This window comes from Micromonospora sp. CB01531, from assembly GCF_001905095.1.
Classification (GTDB): domain Bacteria; phylum Actinomycetota; class Actinomycetes; order Mycobacteriales; family Micromonosporaceae; genus Micromonospora.
On sequence record NZ_LWLS01000058.1, the window covers coordinates 137,923 to 157,637 of the forward strand.

Here is a 19,715-nt window from a genome sequence, read left to right on the forward strand (position 1 = left end):
GGCCGGACCAGCGGAGAGGAGAGCTCGATGTCCCTCAACGAACGGCTGCGAGAGTACAAGTCCCGCCAGGAGGCGGGTGAGGTGCCACCGATCACGCCAGCCCACCTCGAGGTGATCTACCGGGAGGCGCACGCACTGGCCGCCTCGGGCGCCGAGGACCGGGTGCTGAAAGTGGGCGCGCCGTTCCCGTCCTTCGAGCTGCCCGACGAAAACGGCGAGCTCATCTCCTCCGCCGACCTGTTGTCCCGGGGGCCGCTCGCGGTGGTCTTCTACCGGGGCGTCTGGTGCGACTACTGCAACTTCGAGCTGGAGGCGCTAGAGGAGGTCTACCCGCGGATCAAGGAACTCGGCGCCGACCTGGTGGCCATCTCGCCCGTCACGATGCCCCTGCTGCGCGCGGCCATCCGCCGCAACAAACTCTCGTACCGAATCCTCAGCGACCGGGGCAACGTCTACGCCGCGCGGTTCAACCTGACCTACACCATGAACCAGGACCTGCTCGACGTGTGGGGCAGCTTCGGGATGGACTTCTCGAAGATCAACGGCGACGACAGCAACAGCATGACGATGCCGGGGGTGTTCCTCGCCGACACCGACGGCGTGCTGCGCTTCGCAACGGCGTACGCGCGCCACTGGGAGCGAACGGAGCCGGCCGACCTGCTCGCGGCCATCGAACGCCTGAGCCCGGATCGCTCGGTCCGGTCCTGACCAGCGTCACCGGTCGCGTCGCCACCTTGCGCCGGGTGGCGGCGCGACCCTCGCGAAGGGGGAAACATGCATCTCAACGTGTTCACCGAATGCTCGCCGTCGCCCCAGTTCGTCGGCATGTGGCGCGCGCCCGGCGACGCCACCGGCACCGGCTACCGGTCGCTGGACTACTGGGCTGCGGTCGCCCGGCGGCTGGAGGCCGCCTGCGTCGACGCGCTGTTCTTCGCCGACATCCACGGCACCTACGACGTCTACCAGGGGTCGTGGGCGACCGCGGTCCGGCACGCCGTGCAGATCCCCTCGATCGACCCGGTGCCAGTCGTCGCGGCGGCGGCGATGGCGACCACCGACCTGGGCTTCGCGGTCACGTACTCCACCACCTACCACCAGCCGTACGAGTGCGCCCGGCTGTTCTCCACGCTCGACCACCTCACCCGGGGCCGGATCGGCTGGAACATCGTCACCTCGTATCTGCGCTCGGCCACCGACAACGGGCTCGGCGAATATCTGGACCACGACCTGCGCTACGACCGGGCCGACGAGTACCTCGAGGTGGTCCGCGCGCTCTGGGAGCGCAGCTGGGACGACGGCGCGGTGGTCCGCGACACCGATGCCGACGTCTTCACCGACCCGTCGCGGGTGCGCGCGATCGACCACCGGGGCGACTGGTTCACCGTGCGCGGGCCGCACCAGTGCGAGCCGTCCCCGCAGCGCACACCCGTGCTGTACCAGGCGGGCGCGTCGGGCCGGGGGATGGCGTTCGCCGCCCGGCACGCGGAGGTGATCTTCCTGACCATGGCCGATCCCCAGAGTGGGGCCGAGACGGTCCGGCGGCTGCGCCAGCGGGTGGCCGACGCGGGACGCGACCCGCGCGGCGTGCGCGCCCTACAGGGCACGATGGTGATGGTCGGCGCCGACCGGGCGGACGCGAAGCGCAAGGCGGCGCAGTACCACGACCTGTGGAGCCCGGAGGGGCAACTGGCGAAGTGGTGCGGCTGGATGGACATCGACCTGGCCGCGTATCCGGAGGAAACTCCGGTCGACGAGGTGAAGAACCAGGGCAGCCAGTCGTTCCTGGGTTTCCTGCGCGGGCTGAGCCCCGAGCGGTCGTGGACCATCGGCGACGTGCGGTACCTGGTGTCCCGTCCCCGGCGGGCCCGCCGGGACGCGCCGATGACCCTGTTCGGCACGGCCGAGGAGATCGCCGACCGGATGGAGCAGTGGCTGGAAGTCGCCGACGTCGACGGCTTCAACCTGATCCCCTGCAGCCCCTCGGACGGCCTTGGTGACATCTGCGACCTGCTCGTCCCGGAGCTGCAACGGCGCGGCATGTTCCGCACCGCCTACCGGGAGGGCGAGACGCTGCGGCAGCGCTACTTCGGCCCGGACGCCTGACGGCCCAGCGCGGACGGCGCGTGGGCGCTTCCACGTATTTTGGTAGCCAGTCGTTTGTGGTCAGTGGGGCTCGCCAGTCGCTGACGGCTCGGCGAGCAGGTCGCGCAGCCGCTCGACGAGGCGCAGCCTGTCCCGGTGCGTGCGGGCCAGCGGGGTGACGTTGAGGGTGCTCACCCCCGCCTCTCGGTACGCGGCCAGCCGCTCGGCCACCCAGGAGGCGGGCCCGATCAGGCAGGTGCCCTCCACCAACTCCGCCGGCACCGCCTCGGCCGCCGCTTCTCGTCGCCCGGTCAGGTACAACTCCTGCACGGTGCGGGCCGCCGCGCCGAACCCGTACCGCGCCGCGAGGGTGTTGTAGAAGTTTGCGCCCACCGCGCCCATGCCCCCGAGATAGAGCGCCAGCTCCTGCCGGGCCAGCCGGCGCAGGTGGGTGACGTCGTCGCCGATCGCCAGCAGGGCGTTGACGTTCACGTCGAGCGGCCCGAGCGACGGATCGCGCCGCCCGGCGCCGCGGGCGAGGCTCTCGCCCCACACAGCGGCCGACCGCTCGGGGTAGAAGAAGGCCGGCTGCCAGCCCTCCGCCAACTCCGCGGCCAGCTCGACGTTGCGCGGCCCGATGGCGGCGAGGGTGATCGGGATCCGTTCCCGGACCGGCTTGTTGATCAGCTTGAGCGGTCGGCCCAGGCCGGTGCCCTGGTCGGCGGGGAGCGGGATGCGGTAGTGGGTGCCCTGGTGGACCAGCCGCTCCCGACGCCAGACCCGTCGGCAGACGTCGATCACCTCGCGCGTCCGGGCGACGGGCGCGTCGAACGGCACGCCGTGGAACCCCTCGATGACCTGCGGGCCGGAGGTGCCCAGGCCGAGGGTGAACCGGCCCGATGAGACGTGGTCGAGCCCGGCGGCCGTGGTGGCGATCAGCGCCGGGGTGCGCGTGTACAGCTGCATCACCCCGGAGGCGATCCCCAGCCGCCGGGTCCGTCCGGCGATGAACCCCAACTGGCTGACGGCGTCGAACGTGTACAGCTCGGCCACCAGCACCAGGTCCAGGCCCGCCTGCTCGAAGTCGACCAGCTCGTCGGCGATGTCGGTGACGCCGGCGCGATAGTTGAGAGGCATGCCCAGCCGCATCGGCGACGCTCCCGAAGTCGTATGTATGAGTATGTGCAAGCCTTCCTACGTCATCCCGAAGGGTTTCCACAAGTTCCGGCGCCGGTGTGCGTCTGCTGCTCGGCCGTCGCCGCTGACTCCGCCTCGGGCAGCGGGCGCGGCCTGCACTCGCCGGCCACGACGTTGCGCTCACCCCGATCGCTGTGAGTTCCGGCAGCCGGTCGACGTGGGGCGACGCGGGTCCGAGCAGACAGAACCGGTCGACGATCAGGTGGGCCGCCTCCTCGTGTTCTCTAGGGTTTACCAGTCTTAGCTAGTATCTACGGGTGAGGATGTGGTTTCCTCTACGTGTGCTGTGCCGGGCGGAAGGTGGGCCGACGTGACACAAGCCGAACCCCTGCCGAGGCTCCACATCTCGGATCTCCGGGCGCTGACCGGGCGAGTGCCCGGGGCCGCGCTGATCGAGCTCTCCCGCAACGATCACATCTACCGTGCTGGATCACCCGATGCCCACGTCTACGTCGTCGAGCGCGGCCAGGTGAAAACCCAGATGGTGGCCGCGAGCGGCAAACGCTGCCTGCTCTCGGTGCACGTGGCGGGTGACCTGTTCGGCGAGACCGCCCTGCTCGGACTGGAGCGGCTGGAGTCCGCGATCGCGTTGACCCGTACCGTGTTGCGGCGGATTCCGGCAGCGCGCGCCGCCGCTGTGCTGGCCGCCGAAGGCTCCGCCGGCGCACTCGCGCGTCACCTCAGCATCCGCCTGCAGCACCAGCAGAAGGTGGTGGCGGACATGGTGACGATGCCGAGCGAGCTGCGCCTCGCGGTGTGCCTGCAGGATCTGGCCGAGCGCTTCGGCCGGCGCGGCCCGTGTGGCACCCGGGTGGACATCGCCCTCACCCAGGAGGACCTGTCCGAGATGGTCGGCACCACGCGGACCCGAGTCGGCCAGTTCCTCAAGCGATTCCGCGAACTGGAAATGGTGGATTTCACCCCTCGGTCACATTTGACGGTGCACGAGGAGCGCCTTTCCGAGTGGATTTCGGCCGCAGCGCATTGACTGCTCATTAGTGAGCAGACTGCCGGGCGGGCAACGGTAGAAGATGCCTTGCAACAGCTCACTCGTAAGGGAGGTTAGCCATGAAGAAGCTTGTTGTTCGCAAGCTGGAGCCGATCAAGACCAGCGCCGCCGCGGACTGCGTTCCGTCCGCCGCCTGACAAGGCCCGATCATCGGCGGGAACCGGCGCGAGCGGTCGCCCGGTTCCCGCCGAGCGCCGTCTGCATCGCAGAAGTGGAAGGGATCACCCCATGGCCGTCAACACGGCTGACTCCGTCGTCACCGTCCGCCCGTTCGTCTCGACCACTGACGGCGCGGAGGTCATCATCGGCGACACCGACCGCAAGGTCTATCTCGCCATTCCGGCCGAGGGGCTGGACATTCTGCATGCGCTCGCCGAGGGCCGGACCATCGCCGAGACCGCCCGGATCTACGAGCGTAAGCACGGCGAGAGCGCAGACATCGAGGATTTCGTCGCAGTGCTGGCCGACGAGGGTTTCGTCACTCGCGGCGGCGAGCCCGCTCCCGCCACCGAACCCGCCCACGAGCACGGGCATCGGACGATCAAGCGGTGGAGCTTCGACTGGATCTCGCCCGCCACCGCGCGCCGACTCACCGGTCCTGCCGTGATCGTGCCGGGCCTCGCGGTCATCCTGGCCGGCGTGGTGCTGGCGGCCAGCGATCCGGGCCTGCTGCCCGGTGCCCGGGCGCTGCTGTTCGAAGGCGGAAACTTCGCGCTGCTCACCGTGGTCAGCGTCACGCTGGCGATGATCGGGCTGTCAATGCACGAATTCGCGCACGCGCTGGCGGCTCGTTCGGTGGGTGTGTCGGCGACCCTCGGCATCAGCAACCTGATGTACATCCTGGTCGCCCAGACCGACATCAGCGGCATCTGGATGGCATCGAAGCGCGCGCGGTACAAGGCATTCCTCGCCGGGTTCTTCGTGGACGCGTTCTTCGGCTCCCTGCTGGTCGCGTTCCTGTTCGCCGCCCGGCACGGCGTCCTCGATGCGCCCAATTGGTCGGTCCTGCTGGCCAGTGCGGCTCTGCTCACCTTTCTGGTGCGTATCGGATTCCAGTTCTTCTTCTACCTGCGGACCGATATCTATTACGTGATCGCGACTGCCCTGAACTGCCGCAACCTGATGTCGGACACCGAGCGGTTCCTGGCCAACGGGATCAAGCGGTTGACCTTCCGCCGAGACAAGGTGGTCTCGCAGGCGGGTATACCGCGCAACGAAATGCGCAAGGTGCGAGTGTACGGAGCGATCTGGGTGTTCGGCCGGATCTTCTCACTGTTCGCCCTGGTGTTCACGATTCTGCCGGTGCTGTGGGTCTATCTCGAACAGTTCGTGCTGCTGGCGATGGGAGAGCCGACGCGGTTCTCGTCGGCCGACTTCGCCACAGTGGCGGTGCTGGCGGGGCTGCTCAACGGCGGCGGCCTGGCGATGTGGGGCCGCAACCTGTGGCGCGGCTGGCGCCGCCGGCGTGCCGAGGACGCCAAGATGCTCGCTCGGCAGGCCGCAGCCGGCTGACCCGCCCGACGACGCCGGGCCCATGCGGGCCCGGCGTCCCGGCGTTCCTGGCTCCTGGATTGCGATCATCGGCGCGCCGCCGGCTCGCCGGCGGTGCCGCCACCGAGGGGATGGAGCCCGGGTCGTTTTCGACGGAGCGGTTGCCGTTGCTTGCGTCGTGGGCTGCCAGCGACTATGGAGACAAGCGGCCTGTGCTTCCCGCGGACGAGAAGGCGGAGTGTTGAGTTCAGCGTACGATCGCTGCGGTCGCCTCTCGGCCTTCGAGGCGTTCGAGTTCCTCGACGGCGGCGTCGTACGTGCCGAGGTGAAGGGTCTGATCGGAATACCCGATGCCGGCGGTGTTGTAGTAGAAGCCGATGTTGCCCCACGGAATGAAGTAGATGAGGTCGCCGTCCTTCGGGTCTGAACCTGGCGACCCCTCGTACTGCAAAGCGCGCGGAAGATCGGCGATCTTTTCGCGGCCATTGAAATCCTCGAGCGTGAGGGTGAGTGGCAACATGCTCAGGAAGTCACGGGTGGCGGGGCTGTCTTCACCGATGGTCACGTTCACCGCCTCCGCGCCCACGGCGAACCGGACAACCGTGCCCACAATGGCCTGATCGGTGCTGGGCGGTGACATGCTTGTGCTGCTCCGGGGTGCCGACGAGGAACCCGGCGCGGCGGTGGGAGTGGCCTCGCCGGTGGAAGGCGCACCGCACGCGGCGAGGGAGAGGGCCAGCAGGAGCGCTGCCGCCTCCCTGAGATTCACCTTCCGCATGCGATGAAACCCTTCCAGTCAGGCCTCGCCCGTTCAGGCCGTGGACAGTCCGTTGCTATGCAACCTGCCTCCTCCGCACGCAGGGAGTCCCTGTCGAGAGACGTACTGGCAGGGCACCTCTGACGCCCCGCTCGAACGATGAAGGCCATGAAGGTCGTGCTGTTCACAGGCGCGATGTCACCGTGCGGTGTAGCCGCCGTCGACAGGAAGTGCGACGCCGATGACGAAGCTGGCACCGGGGCTGCACAGCCACAACACCGCGGCGGCGATCTCTTCGGGTTCGCCGAGCCGGTTGATGGGTTGATTGGCGATGGCCTCGGCGCGGTCGAGCTCGCCCTTGTCGATCATGTCGGTGACCATGGGGGTGGCGATAGTCCCGGGGCAGACCGCGTTGATCCGGATACCGCGCGGCGCGTATTCGAGGGCAGCGCTGCGGGTGAGACCCAGCACGCCGTGCTTGGAGGCGTGGTACGCGGCGCGGCCGGGCAGGCCCACGAGCCCGCCGAGAGAGGAGCAGTTGACGATGGCGCCGTTGCCTTGGCTGCGCATCTGGGCGAGTTCGTGTTTCATGCAGGCCCACACGCCTCGCAGGTTGACGGCGTTGACCCGGTCGAAGACATCGGCAGGCTCATCGGCGGCATCGCTGGGCGGAACTTGAATGCCGGCGTTGTTGAACGCCATGTCGAGCCGGCCGAACTCCTCGACCGTCGAGCGGACGGCGGCGGCGACGCTGGCCTCGTCGGTGACGTCGCAACACACGTCGAGCACCCGGTGACCGGCGGTGGCCAGCGCCTCGGTGGCGGTCTGGACTGCGGCCCGGTTGATGTCGGCGAGGGCGACCGCGGTGCCGGCCTCGGCGAAAGCGCGGGCGGTGGCCAGGCCCATGCCGGAGCTGGCGCCGGTGACCAGGGCGACCTGGCCGGTGAAGTCGTAGTTCGGGTTCATCGTTGCGGTTGCCCTTTCGATGAGCAGCAGGTCCGTCGGCAGGCGATTCGGCGGGTGAGTCGGGCGGGACATGCAGGGCCAGGTGACGCATCGGTGCCGGTGACATCGGCGGCGACCATGTCAGCGATGCGTTCCCTGCGCTCCCACCGTGAACCGGCGCAGGCCGATGGCCGAGGTAGGCGCTATCCAGCAAACCCGATTTCACGACCGGGCGAGGAGTTTCTGCTGGAAGGTGTACTGATAAGGCATCCCGACGTCGGGCCGCAGGTCAGATCGATGGGGTGGGCTACTCGGATGTTTCGCGGTGGGCGCGGAGTTCGGCAAGGACGACGACCCCGAAGAGCACGGCGGTGGCCGCCTACGGCCAGGGGCGGCGCGAACAGCATCGCCGGGGGTGAGTAGTCCGAGCGCGAGCAGGCCGGCCACCCAGGATCGGGAGATCCTGCTGAACACCTCGAACTCGAAGCTGGCCGCCGGCGACCATGACCAGGTGGGTGCACGAGGCGGCGACGGGGGCGTCCACGATGACCACCTCAGCGACTTCTGGCACGTCCGGGACGCCTACCGGGCCAACGGCGGGGCGATCCGCTTCGCCGCTGCACCGCCGCGTTGGCGTATCAGGTCGCCCTCAAGGTGGTGCGAAGCGCCTGGTATGCGGCGAACATGCGCCCTTTATGCAGGCGCTGGCGAGACTCAACGCAGCGATTCATCCGAATGCCCGAATGCCCACCGGGCACTGCCTCATGGCGGGCGAGCCGATGATCCGGCCGCGGCGGATCGGATGGCGGCGCGGAAGATCAGGAGGAGGCGGGATGAACAAGGTCAGCATCTTCGATACGAGCCCGGTCTTCGCCCGTGGGCTCGCCGGGTTGCTGGCGGTGGAGGGTTTCGAGGTAATTGAGGTCAGATCCAGCACGGACGGGGACTACTGCCGGCAGGCAGACATCTTTCTGGTCGACCCGGCAGCGGTCCGGGTGGGCACCCTCTGGGCCTTCGCCGCGGAGGTGTCGTTGGTGGCACCCGTGTTGGTGCTCGCTCCCTTTGGCGGCCACCAGACGCCCGGCGAGCGCTGCCCCGGCTCGGGTATGGTGAGCTACGTGGACCGCTACGCGCCCGCCGACATCGTGGTGCGGGCGGTCCGGGCGGTGGCCGACGGTGGACGGTTTTTCGGCAGGGCGCAGCCGCCGGGCCAGCCGAATCCGCCTGGTGTCGAGTCCGTCCCGCTCTCGATGCGTGAACGGCAGGTGCTCCGGCAGATCGCACGGGGGCTGACGCACACTCAGATAGCCCGGGTACTGGGCATCAGCCGACACACCGTGGACACCTACGTCAAGCGCGTCAGGTCCAAGCTCGACCTCGGCAACAAGGCCGAGCTGACGCGGGCGGCGCTGGTCGGTGCGTTCCCGGAGGCGACGGCCGACGCCTCCTGATCGGTCGTGCTACCGGCCTGCGCCCTGGTGCCCCTCGGTTATGACCGGACCGGGCCGTGCGTACTGAATGCACAAAGCGACGTCTGCCAGATTCGGGCCGTTCGGGGGCCGGCCGGAGAAACGGGATGAACAATCGGCCGATGTGCGGTCACAAATTTATGATCTTGTTGTCCGGGATCGGGTGGGGCAGGATCAAACAATGTGACCATCGTGGGCGGCGACGGTGAGTGGGAGTTCCGCCTCCTCGGCCCGGTTGAGGCGTACCGGGGCGGCATTCAGCTCCCGCTCAACGGAAAGCAGCGCTCGCTGCTGGTAGTCCTGCTGCTCAATGCCAATCGGGTAGTCGCCACCAGGCAGCTCGCCGAAGCGGTCTGGGGTCAGCGGCTGCCAGCGTCACCCGAGGCGCGGGTGCGGCTGCTGATATCCGAGCTGCGCAGAGCGTTCGCAAGTGAAGGTCAACGGCTCATTCTGACCAGGCAGCCCGGATACCTGGTGCGCGCGAGCCCCGGCCAGATCGACGTGGACAGGTTCCGGCACGCGGTCGACCAGGCCAAGGAGGCGGCGGCCCGAGGCCGGCCGGAGATCGCGGTCGAGCAGTACGACAAGGCGCTCGCGGTGTGGCGTGGCGTGGCGCTGGGCGGCGTGAGCGGCGCGTTCGTCGACACCGAGGCGGCGCGCCTGACCGAGCTGCGGGAGCGGGTCGCAGAAGACCGTACCGAGGTCATGATGGCGGTGGGACGACACGCCGAACTCGTCGCCGAGTTGGGGCATCTGGTCGCTGGGCATTCGCTGCGGGAGAGGCCCCATGCCCAGCTGATGATGGCCTTGTACCGGTCGGGCCGGCGTGGTGATGCGCTCGAACTCTACGCCCGCCTGCGGGAGCGCCTGGTCGAAGAGCTGGGGCTCGAACCGACGCCACAGCTGCAGCGTCTGCAGCAACAGATTCTCGCCGGCGACCCAGCGCTGAACCCGCCGCTCCCCGCGGTGCGGTCGGCCGCGTCGACCGTCCGCCAGTCGTCGCCGCCGGCCAGGATGCCAGCGCGCCAGCTGCCGCCGGCCCCTGGACGGCTCGTCGGCCGGGTGCGGGAGCTGGAGCAGCTCGACGCGCTCGCCGCGCGGGGTGACGGCCCGGTACTGGTGGTGGGTCCAGCCGGCGCCGGCAAGACCACCCTGGCCGTGCACTGGGCCCACACCGCGATGGATCGATTCCCGGATGGTCAACTCTTCGTGGACATGCGTGGCTTCGATCCCGGTGCCCGCATCTCGCCTATGGACGCACTGCCGCAGTTGCTGCATGCGCTCGGGGTGGCGACTGCGGAGATTCCGGTCGGGGGCGATGCGCAGATCGCCCAGTACCGCTCGGCCCTCGCCGGACGGCGGCTGCTGGTCATCCTCGACAACGTGGCCGAGCCGGACCAGGTGCGACCCCTGCTGCCCGGCGGCCCTGGCTGTCTCGCCCTGGTCACCAGTCGGGATCGGCTTGGTGGCCTGGTGGCGTTGAACGGTGCCTGCCGCATGACGGTCGACGTGCTGCCACCGCTGGACGCGATCGAGGTGCTGGCGCACACGGCCGGCGGCGAGCTGATTGAGGCGGATCCGGACGCCACGGCCAAGCTGGCGAGGCTGTGCGGCCACCTTCCGCTGGCGTTGCGCATCGCCGCCGGCCGGCTCGCTGACCAGCCGCACCATTCGATCCGCCGGCAGGTGGACGAGCTGACCCGGCGCGGGCGGATGGCCGGCCTGCGGGTTTCCGGTGACGGACGGGCGTCGGTCAGAGGTGCCTTCGACCTGTCCTACCGGGCGCTTCCGCGCCCGGCGCAGCGGCTCTTCCGGCTACTGGGCCTCGTGCCGGCGCCGGCCGGGTGGTCGGCCGAAGCGGGCGCCGCGCTCGCCGGGATGGCGGTGGACGACGCCGGCCAACTGCTCGACACCCTGGCCCGGCTACACCTGATCACGGCCACCGCGGCCGGTCGATACGTCTGCCACGACCTGCTGCTGGAATACGCCGCGGAACTCGCCGCCGACGATCCGCCCGCACAGCGGGACGCTGCCGTGGACCGCCTGCTCGCCTTCTACCTGCACACCACCGATCAGGCCGCCACCGCCACCGTCCCGGCCGTCTCCCGACTGCCCCGCCCACCTTTACCGGCCGGCGTAGTGCCGGTGAAGTTCCCCGACGTGACCGGCACCAGGGAGTGGATGATCGCAGAGTGGGACAACGTGGTCGCCGGGCTGCGCCACGCGGCGGCGCGGGGGCTGCGTCAGCTGGCCTGGCATCTCGCGGACGCGTTGCGCAGTCACCTGTATCTGACGGCGTCGCGGCCCCAGTGGCTGGCCATCGCCGAGACGGGCTTGGCCGCTGCGATAGCGGAGGGCGATGTGGTCGGCGAGGCGGCCATGCGCTTCTGCCTCGGCTTCCTGCGTTACCAGGCGGCGGAGTTCGCCGAGTCGATCCGCGAGCATGAGCGCGCCGTGGAGCTCTACCGGCAGGCGCGGTGGAAGCCGGGCGAGTCCACGACGCTGCGCAGCATGGGCGTCTCGCTGGCACACCTGGGGCAGCTGCGGCCGGCTCTGGACCGGTTCACGCAGGCGCTGGCGCTCGACCGCGAGATCGGCAACGAACCTGGCGAGGCGGCCAGCCTCCAGAACATTGCCGGAACCTACAAGGATCTCGGTGACCTGGAACTCTCCGCACGGTACCTCAGCGTGGCTATCCCGTTGCTGCGTCGGGTCGGTCGCCGGCCCGGCGAAGCGATAGCCCTCATCAACCTGGGGGAACTCCGGCGCGAACAGGGCCGCCTCGACGAGGCCCTGGCCGCCGTCCGTGAGTCGCTGGCGATCTGCCGGGAAGTCGGGCTGCGCCACGAGGCGGCGGAGGCGTTGATTACGGCGGCAGAGGTCCATCGCGATGCCGGCAGGCACCGAGAGGCTCAGCAGGGGCTGGACGAGGCGCTGGACATCGCGCAGCAAACCGGCAACCCGCGACTCCAGATGCTCGCACTCAATGGACTGGCCAGCATCGAGATCCGGGCCGGCCGGGTCTCGACCGCGGTGGCACGGCTCGACACCGCACTGGAGGTAGCGGCGCGTACCGGCCACAGCGGCGGTCACGTCAAGGTCCTGCTCACGCTCGCCGAGGCGCACTGCGCGCTCGTCGAGTACCGATCCGCGCACCGCTACGCGTCCCGGGCCTTGAGCCTGGCCTCGGAATCAGGGGCGATGGTCGAGGTAGCCGCCGCACACACTGCCCTGGCCGCGGCCTACCTCGGCATGGGTGACCCCGATCAATGCATCAGCCACTGCCAGCAGGCCCTGCAGACGCAGCGGAGGTCGGGCCAGCGGCGGGCGAAGATCCGGACCCTGGCGCTACTCAGGCAAGCACGTCGATTGCGACGAGGGGCGGACGCCGCGCGGCGTCCCTGACGTTGACCCCGTCCCGTGTCCCGTAAATCGGGGACACGACGTCCTGCCGGCACGTGCCCTACGGTCCGCGTGGGCGAGAACCCCATTGATGGCAGTGATCTGCCATCGGCTGCGCCCGAGGGAGGTCGTGATGAGAGGTCGCGCACGCGGACGGAGATCAGGCGTTCGGCTCGATCAGTTACCCACGGGGAAGGTCGGCTACGGGCTGGCTGTCGGCCTGTCCACGACGCTGGTGGCCGCACTGCTGGCCGGCGTGGTCTCGCGCCCGGCGCAGGCAAGGCCGCCGGTGACCCAGGCGCAGCAACCGGCTGAGCCGTTGGAGCGCCCCGACGAGGCGGCGGCCGTGGTGACGGCGCGGATGACCGGCAAACGGGTGCTGATCAGCGGGCTGACGACGGAGACCACGGAGTTCTGGGCGTTGCCCTCGGGGTCGGTGGAGGCGAAGGTCAGCGCCGGGCCGGTGCGGATGCGCGATGACCAGGGCGGCTGGGTGGCCGTCGACCTGACCCTGCAGCGGAAGGCGGACGGCTCGGTGGTGCCGAAGGCACACCCGGCCGGGCTGACGCTGTCCGGGCCGGCCGGCCCCGGCGAGCACGACCTAGTGTCGCTGGGCACGGCGGGACGGCGTTCGACGTTGGGTTGGACCGGCGCGTTGCCGACGCCGGTGCTGGAAGGCGCGAAGGCGACGTACCCCGAGGTGCGTCCAGGTGTCGACCTGGTCGTGTCGGCGACGCGTACCGGATTTGAGCAGTTGCTGGTAGTCAAGGACCGCAAGGCTGCCGCGCACGTGCGGCAGTTCCGGATGCCGTGGCGCCCGTCGGGCGGGAAGGCGACCGCAACGCGGGTCGGTGAGTTGCCGGCGCTGATGTGGGACGCGCGGGTGGACCCGGCCTCGGGTGAGCACGTGCGGCGGGCGCCGGTGGGCACGCGACTGGACGGCCTGGGCGAGCGGACCGGGCTGGTGTTGACGCCGGACGCGAAGTTCCTGGCCGACGAGTCGACGGTGTATCCGGTGACGATCGACCCGTCGCAGTCGATCGGGCCGAACTTCGACGCGTTCGTGCAGAACACGTACACGTCGGATCAGTCGACGGCGACCGAGCTGAAGCTGGGTACCTACAACGGTGGAACGGACAAGGCACGGTCGTTCCTGCGGTTCGACAACATGAACTGGTTGTGGGACAAGCAGGTGCAGTCGGCGACGCTGAGCCTGTGGAATCACCACTCGTACTCGTGTACGGCGCGGGAGTGGCAGGCGTGGCGGGTCGGTGATGTCACCAGCACGGTGCGGTGGACGGCGCAGCCGGCCTGGTTGCAGCAGGTGGGTACGTCGACGCAGACGAAGGGCTACAGCAGCGCCTGCGGTGGCGGCTGGGTGACGATCCCGGTCACCGGCGCGTTCCAGAGCACCGCGACCGGGCATCTGGCCAAGACGACCATCGGTATCCGGGCGACGAGTGAGACCGACAGCTACACCTGGAAGCGGTTCAACTCCAAGGAGGGCACCTACCCGCCGTCGGTGACCATCACCTACCAGTCGGGGGCGCAGGTGACCGCGATGGCGACCGCGCCGACGACGGTGTGCGCCACCGGGGCGCAGCGGCCGTACATCGCGAGTTTGACTCCGCAGTTGCGGGCGCAGATCACCGATTCCGCGGCCGCGTCGCTCTACGCCACCTTCGAGTGGTCCGTCGCGGGCGGGTCGCTGATCGGCTCGGCCACGGAGGGGCCCGGCGCGTCCGGGTCGTGGTTGGCGACGAACGTGCCGCCCGGCGCGTTCGTGGAGGACGGCTCGTACGCGTGGCGGGTACAGGGCAGTGACGGCACGAAGGCGGGTTCGTGGTCGCAGTGGTGTGAGTTCACGGTGGACACGGAGGCGCCCAGGGTGGCGCCGTCGGTGTCCTCGACGGCTTACCCCTCGGGTGCGTGGTCCGGCGCGGCGGGCACTGCCGGTAGTTTCACCCTCGGCGCCGGCGGCGTCGCCGACGTGTCAGCCTACGAGTACGGCGTGGACGTCAACCCGCCGAACCAGACCGTGAACGCGCCCAGTCTCGGTGCCGCCACCACCATTTCGATCACGCCGACCTCGGACGGCCCACACACGCTGTACGTACGCACCCGCGACCGGGCGGGCAACCTGTCGCCGATCCGCTCCTACGCGTTCTCGGTCGGCGGCGGCGCGGTGACCGCACCGAAGACCGGTGACATCACTGCGGCGAAGACCGCGATCAGCGGGGTGGGACGGCCGGACGCCACCGGGGTGACCTACCAGTGGCGGCGCGGCGACAGCGACACGTGGACCAACATCCCGGCCGGGCACGTGACGGTCGCGGCCGGGGGCGCGGCGGTGATCTGGCCGCTGCCGACCAGCGGCGGGGGCCAATTCCCGAAGCTGAACTGGGACGTCGAGGCCACCCTCGCCGCGGTGGACGCCCAGCAGGTGCCCCGGGACGGCCCCCTGCAGGTACGGGGCAGCTTCACCGGCGGTACAGCCGCGTCCTCGGGCGCAGTGAAGATCACCTTTGACCGGAACCAGGCGTCCGCGGCGGCCGAGAAGATCGGTCCGGGTGAGGTGAACCTGATCACCGGCAACTACACCTTGTCGGACAGCGATGTGTCGGTGGCCTCGTACGGCACCGAACTGACCGTGGAGCGTTCGTACCACAGCCGACGGGCGGCGGAGACCGACTCGGCGAACATGTTCGGCCCGGGTTGGGTGTCCGGTGCGACGGTGGACGGGGCTGAGGCCAACTACACGTCGCTGACCGTGTTCGGGTCGCTGGTGCAGGTGGGTCTGCCGGACGGCGACACGATCGGCTTCACCAAACGCACCAGCACCGCCTTCGACCCGGAGATCGGGCTGGAGTCGATGATGCTGACGTACGACAGCGCGACCGACTCCTACGCCCTGACCGACGAGGACGGCGACACCGTGATGTTCACCCGCGTCGCGGGCACCGCGACCGGCAAGTACTTCCCGACGCTGGTGGCCGAGTCAGCCAGCAACCAGACCACCACGTACAGCTGGGAGCGGGTGACCCTCGCTGGGGCGGAAGTGGTCCGGCCGACCCGGATGCTGGCACCGGTGCCGGACGGGGTCAACTGCGCCACCCTGACCCGGGGCTGCCGGGCGCTGACCTTCACCTACGCCACCACCGCCACCGCGACCGGCACCACCGAGGCCACCTGGGGTGACTACCCGGGCCGGGTCAAGGAGATCTCCTTCACCGCCTGGGACCCGGATCTGCCCACCCCGGCCATGCGTACCGTGCCACTGGCCCGGTACGCGTACGACAACACCGGCCGGCTCCGTGCCGCCTGGGATCCGCGGCTGGACTGGACCGACGCCGGCACGACGCGGCACCTGTGGAAAACGTACGACTACGACGCCACCGGAGTGCTCACCGCGACCAAGCCGGTGGGCGAGGAGTCGTGGCAGTTCAGCTACACCACGGTCCCGGGTGACCCGGGCGCGGGACGGCTGCACAAGGTGACCCGCACGGCGCTCGCCGCGGGTACCGCGACGAGCACCATGGTCTACCAGGTGCCGCCTTCGGGTGCCGGTGCGCCGTACGATCTGTCGCCCGGGCAGACCGCCCGGTGGGGTCAGCCGGAAGCGCCGACCGACGCCACGGCCATCTTCCCGGCCAACCAGATACCGAACGGCAACCCGGCCACCGGCACCATGCCCTCGTCCTGGGAGCGCGCATCGGTGACGTACCTGGACGCCAACGCCCGCGAGGTCAACGCCGCCGCGCCGGGCGGATACATCGCCGCCACCTGGTACGACGAGTTCGGCAACACCGTGCGTTCGTTGACGGCGGCCAACCGGGCCCGGGCACTGGCCGACTCGTCCACCGACGATGCGGCACGGGAGACGATGCTGGCGCAGAGCTACTCCATCCGCAATGTCTTCAGCGGCGACGGGCAGCGGCTGCTCTACACCCTCAATCCCGAGCGGGACGTGATGCTGGCCGACGGAAGTACGGTACGCGGCCGACCGATGACCCGGAGCACCTACGACGAGGGTGCGCCGCTCACGGGCGGGCCGTACAACCTGGTCACCAAGCAGGAAGAGCTGGTGCGTTACTGGGGACCGACCGGCACCGAGACCGACGCCGAGCTGCGTACCACCACGACGAAGTACGACTGGTCCCTGCGCGAACCGACGGTGACCACCGTGGACCCCGGCGGCCTTGGCCAGACCACCCGCAGCACCTACGACCCGGGCACCGGGCTGGAGGTGCTGAACACCACCCCGGCGGGCGGCACCAGCACGAACACCCCGGCCACCACCCGCGCGATCAACTACCGGGCCACCTCCGGCTCCGGCTACAGCGAGTGCGACCTCCGGCCCGAATGGGCGAACCTGCCCTGCCGGGTGCAGCCGGGCGGCCAGGCGGCCAGCGGACCGGAGGTGCCCGCCACCGTGACCACCTACGACATGTTCAACCAGCCCCGAGTGGTCACCGAGAAGACCAGTGCCGCCACGCTGCGCACCACCACCACGACGTACGACGGCGCGGGGCGGGCCTACGAGACCGTGGTCACCGGCCCCGGCACGACCGTGCCGGTCGTGCGTAGGATCTACGACCAGGCCAGCGGGCAGCTCTTGCGTACCCAGTCGATCAGCGGTGGCACGGTATCCGCCCAGATCATCCGCGGCTACGACAGCCTGGGCCGGCTGACGTCGTACACCGACGCCGACGGGAACGTGTCGACCACCACGTACGACCTGCTCGGCCGGGTCGCCACCAGCACCGACGGCAAGGCCACCCGCACCTACACCTACGACGGCGGCAGCGAACGACGCGGCCTGCTCACCTCCGTCAACGACAGCCAGGCCGGCATGTTCGCCGGCAGCTACGACGGGGACGGCAGACTGAAGTCGGAGAGCTGGCCCAACGGCGTAGTGGTCAGCCGTGACATCGACGCGACCGGCGCCGAGGTCGGACGGTCGTACCTCAGGACCGGCTGCGGCGCCGCGGACTGCACCCTCTACCGCGAATCCGTCCAGACCTCGACCCACAACCAGGTACGGGTGCACAGCTCCACCCTCTCCAACCAGGAGTACGCCTACGACCCGGCCGGTCGGCTGACCCAGGTCCGCAACATCCTGGGAGACCGCTGCACCACCCGGGCGTACGCCTTCGACGCGGCCACCAACCGCACGTCGTCGACGGAGTACGCCCCGGCCTCGGACGGGTCATGCCAGACCACGACGGCGGCGGCCACCCGGACCTGGACCTACGACACCGCGGACCGGGTCAACACCGCCGGGTACACCTACGACACGCTCGCCCGCACCACCACCGTCCCGGCGGTCGACACCGCGAACCCGGCCGGCGGCAACGTGACCGTCACCTACCACGCCACCGACCTGGTCGACACCATCACCCAGGGCGGACGCACGACCGACTACCTGATCGACGTCGAGGGCGAGCGGGTCCGGTCGTGGACCGACAACGTCTCGGGTGCGGCCGCCACCTCAATCCACCACTACGCGGACGACGAGGACAGCCCGGTCTGGACGCAGGAGACGCCGAGCAGCTACACCCGCGCGGTCAGCGGGCTGGCCGGCGTGGCCGGGACCTGGAACAGCGGCACCGGCGTGGTCGACTGGCAGATCGCCAACCTGCACGGTGACATCGTCGCCACTATCAGCGGCAACGACGCCGGCCTGAGCAGGACCAGCGAAGCCACCGAGTACGGCACCCCGCTCGACTCGACAAACGTGGGCAACCAGCGGTACGGCTGGCTCGGCGCCGAACAGCGCGCCGCCGACACGCCGGGCGGGATCCTGTTGATGGGTGTCCGCCTCTACAACCCCACCACCGGCCGGTTCCTGCAGGTCGATCCGGTGCCGGGTGGCAGTGCGAACAACTACGAGTACTGCGTCGGCGACCCGGTCAACTGCACCGACCTCAACGGGCAGTACGCCACGGGGAAGTGGCAGTGGCTCCCCAACAAGGTGTGGCAGAGCGGCTGGAAACAGATCAAGCGGGGCATCTACCGCGTGTATATCAAGTTCCGGCAGCGCGACATGCGCCTGTTCCGTTGGATATACACCAGCAAGCGTCGCACCTGGATCGTCGGTTACCAGATCCTCACCAAGCGGTCGTTCTCCTTCAAGACCAAGCACTGCGTGTGGCGCTGCAAGACGACGCCCTGGATTCCCATGCCGGTCCCGAAGTTCGGCGGATACCTGACCTGGATCCAGACCTACATCTACTACCGTCCGATCCGAGTCCGCCGCTAGCTTCTGCTGTCGCGCAGCTCGGCCCAGCGGTGGCCGCCAAGCCAACCAGGCTTGGCGGCCACCGCCGTACCGGCCCCGAGAATGCCCGTCCACTTCGCCGGCTCGCCCGCACGTCCGCTGGTTCTCCTGGGCGACGGTCTGGAATGCTCCGCCCATGCCTTCCTACCCGCCTACCTTCGCCGACCACGTCATCGCACAGCCAGCCCGTGCCCAGTTCGAGGCGTTCCTCGACGAGCACCGCGGCGCGCTCAACGGCTGCTTGGACGGGCTGACAGAGGAACAGGCGCGCCGGTCGCTGGTGGCCTCCCGGACCACGCTCCTGGGTCTTGTGAAGCACGCGACCTTCGTCGAGAAGGTCTGGTTCGACGAAGCCGTCACGCGCCAGTCGCGCGCTGAGATCGGCATCCCTGCGACGTCTGAGGAGTCGTTAATCCTCGATGACGACGACACGATCGCCACCGTCCAGCACGCACACCGCAAAGCGTCTCTGATTAGCTTAGCGATCCTGAGTCGGATGGGGTTTCCGGGATCGTTTCCCACCGTGGTGGAGTTGCATGGGCGTGGAGATGGAATCCCGCGCCCAGTGCGGCTCCTCGGGGCCGGTGGCCGGTGGTGGTGGGTGTGCTGATCGTGTTCACGCTCTGGTGTCGGTGGGCTGCGCGGGGCAGCCTCGGCCGGTCCGTTGGTGCGTGTCCCTCCGGACGCTTTCCCGCTCGGCTGTGGGGCCGGGTGGGGGAGGGTGCCCTGCGTCGCCTGGGCGCGGGGCGTGAGGTGCGGGGCCGGGTGGGGCCGGTCTTCGACCGATCCCTCCGACTGGTCTTGAAGGTGCTCGGGGTGACAACGGCTGCGGCTTCGCGCGTGTCCACGACCGAGCGGATCACCATCTGCCCGCTGGTCTTGTCGATGACGGTCTTGCCCTGATGGGTGAGGCCGCGGGCGGCGATCCGCCGCCATGCGCCGTGGTCACGGTCGCCCTGCCAGCGGCAGGACTGGTTGGGGCAGATGGCCCACTTCCAGCCCGCGACGGTCCGCTTGTCGGGGGCTTTACGGTGCTGTAGCGGGGTCAAACATTGCGGGCAGTAGAAAGACCTCGAAGCGTTT

General features: G+C 69.5%; 11 protein-coding genes. 8 read left to right on the forward strand and 3 right to left on the reverse strand.

Annotation, left to right across the window (positions count from 1 at the left end; genetic code table 11):
* Nucleotides 1-27: 27 nt before the first annotated feature.
* Complete coding sequence (locus A6A27_RS10385) at nt 28-708, forward strand: peroxiredoxin-like family protein (RefSeq protein ID WP_073834339.1); 681 nt, start codon at nt 28-30, stop codon at nt 706-708.
* Nucleotides 709-774: 66 nt separating this feature from the next.
* The gene (locus A6A27_RS10390; protein WP_073834340.1) at nt 775-2,103 is read left to right on the forward strand and encodes an LLM class flavin-dependent oxidoreductase; all 1,329 of its coding nucleotides are present in this window, start codon (nt 775-777) and stop codon (nt 2,101-2,103) included.
* A 60-nt stretch (nt 2,104-2,163) separates the two neighbouring features.
* Here A6A27_RS10390 and A6A27_RS10395 read toward each other — a convergent pair whose 3' ends face one another.
* The gene (locus A6A27_RS10395; RefSeq protein ID WP_443189962.1) at nt 2,164-3,219 is read right to left on the reverse strand and encodes an LLM class F420-dependent oxidoreductase; all 1,056 of its coding nucleotides are present in this window, start codon (nt 3,217-3,219) and stop codon (nt 2,164-2,166) included.
* Between the two features lie 370 nt (nt 3,220-3,589).
* Between A6A27_RS10395 and A6A27_RS10400 the strand changes: the two genes are divergently transcribed.
* Nucleotides 3,590-4,267 carry a Crp/Fnr family transcriptional regulator gene (locus A6A27_RS10400; protein ID WP_158073977.1) on the forward strand — a complete coding sequence of 226 codons (678 nt, stop codon included), beginning with the start codon at nt 3,590-3,592 and terminating at the stop codon, nt 4,265-4,267.
* Nucleotides 4,268-4,516: 249 nt separating this feature from the next.
* Complete coding sequence (locus tag A6A27_RS10405) at nt 4,517-5,800, forward strand: hypothetical protein (RefSeq protein ID WP_073834342.1); 1,284 nt, start codon at nt 4,517-4,519, stop codon at nt 5,798-5,800.
* Nucleotides 5,801-6,026: 226 nt separating this feature from the next.
* Here the strand turns inward: A6A27_RS10405 and A6A27_RS10410 are convergent, their stop codons facing one another.
* Nucleotides 6,027-6,548: a cyclophilin-like fold protein gene (locus tag A6A27_RS10410; protein ID WP_206745058.1), complete on the reverse strand. Its 522-nt coding sequence runs from the start codon at nt 6,546-6,548 to the stop codon at nt 6,027-6,029.
* A gap of 186 nt (nt 6,549-6,734) precedes the next feature.
* The gene (locus tag A6A27_RS10415) at nt 6,735-7,574 is read right to left on the reverse strand and encodes an SDR family NAD(P)-dependent oxidoreductase (protein WP_241825215.1); all 840 of its coding nucleotides are present in this window, start codon (nt 7,572-7,574) and stop codon (nt 6,735-6,737) included.
* A 740-nt stretch (nt 7,575-8,314) separates the two neighbouring features.
* On the opposite strand from A6A27_RS10415, the gene A6A27_RS43100 reads away from it, so the two are divergent.
* From A6A27_RS43100 to A6A27_RS10440, 4 genes are all read left to right on the forward strand, one after another.
* On the forward strand, nt 8,315-8,932 hold the full coding sequence (locus A6A27_RS43100) for a helix-turn-helix transcriptional regulator (protein ID WP_073834346.1): 618 nt from the start codon (nt 8,315-8,317) through the stop codon (nt 8,930-8,932).
* Nucleotides 8,933-9,133: 201 nt separating this feature from the next.
* Entirely contained in the window at nt 9,134-12,355 is a 3,222-nt protein-coding gene (locus tag A6A27_RS10430; protein ID WP_073834347.1) for an AfsR/SARP family transcriptional regulator, read from the forward strand.
* Between the two features lie 130 nt (nt 12,356-12,485).
* A complete protein-coding gene (locus tag A6A27_RS10435; protein ID WP_143193963.1) occupies nt 12,486-18,614 on the forward strand; it encodes a DNRLRE domain-containing protein in 6,129 nt (2,042 codons plus the stop codon).
* 154 nt (nt 18,615-18,768) lie between these two features.
* Nucleotides 18,769-19,242 carry a mycothiol transferase gene (locus tag A6A27_RS10440; protein ID WP_241825216.1) on the forward strand — a complete coding sequence of 158 codons (474 nt, stop codon included), beginning with the start codon at nt 18,769-18,771 and terminating at the stop codon, nt 19,240-19,242.
* Nucleotides 19,243-19,715 lie beyond the last annotated feature (473 nt).

Bases quoted from the DNA above. Each gene is read 5' to 3' on its own strand.
- A6A27_RS10405 (WP_073834342.1), top strand. From the start codon at position 4,517: ATGGCCGTCAACACGGCTGACTCCGTCGTCACCGTCCGCCCGTTCGTC.
- A6A27_RS10415 (WP_241825215.1), bottom strand. From the start codon at position 7,574: ATGTCCCGCCCGACTCACCCGCCGAATCGCCTGCCGACGGACCTGCTG.
- A6A27_RS10435 (WP_143193963.1), top strand. From the start codon at position 12,486: ATGAGAGGTCGCGCACGCGGACGGAGATCAGGCGTTCGGCTCGATCAG.
- A6A27_RS10440 (WP_241825216.1), top strand. From the start codon at position 18,769: ATGCCTTCCTACCCGCCTACCTTCGCCGACCACGTCATCGCACAGCCA.
- A6A27_RS43100 (WP_073834346.1), top strand. From the start codon at position 8,315: ATGAACAAGGTCAGCATCTTCGATACGAGCCCGGTCTTCGCCCGTGGG.
- A6A27_RS10385 (WP_073834339.1), top strand. From the start codon at position 28: ATGTCCCTCAACGAACGGCTGCGAGAGTACAAGTCCCGCCAGGAGGCG.
- A6A27_RS10395 (WP_443189962.1), bottom strand. From the start codon at position 3,219: ATGCCTCTCAACTATCGCGCCGGCGTCACCGACATCGCCGACGAGCTG.
- A6A27_RS10390 (WP_073834340.1), top strand. From the start codon at position 775: ATGCATCTCAACGTGTTCACCGAATGCTCGCCGTCGCCCCAGTTCGTC.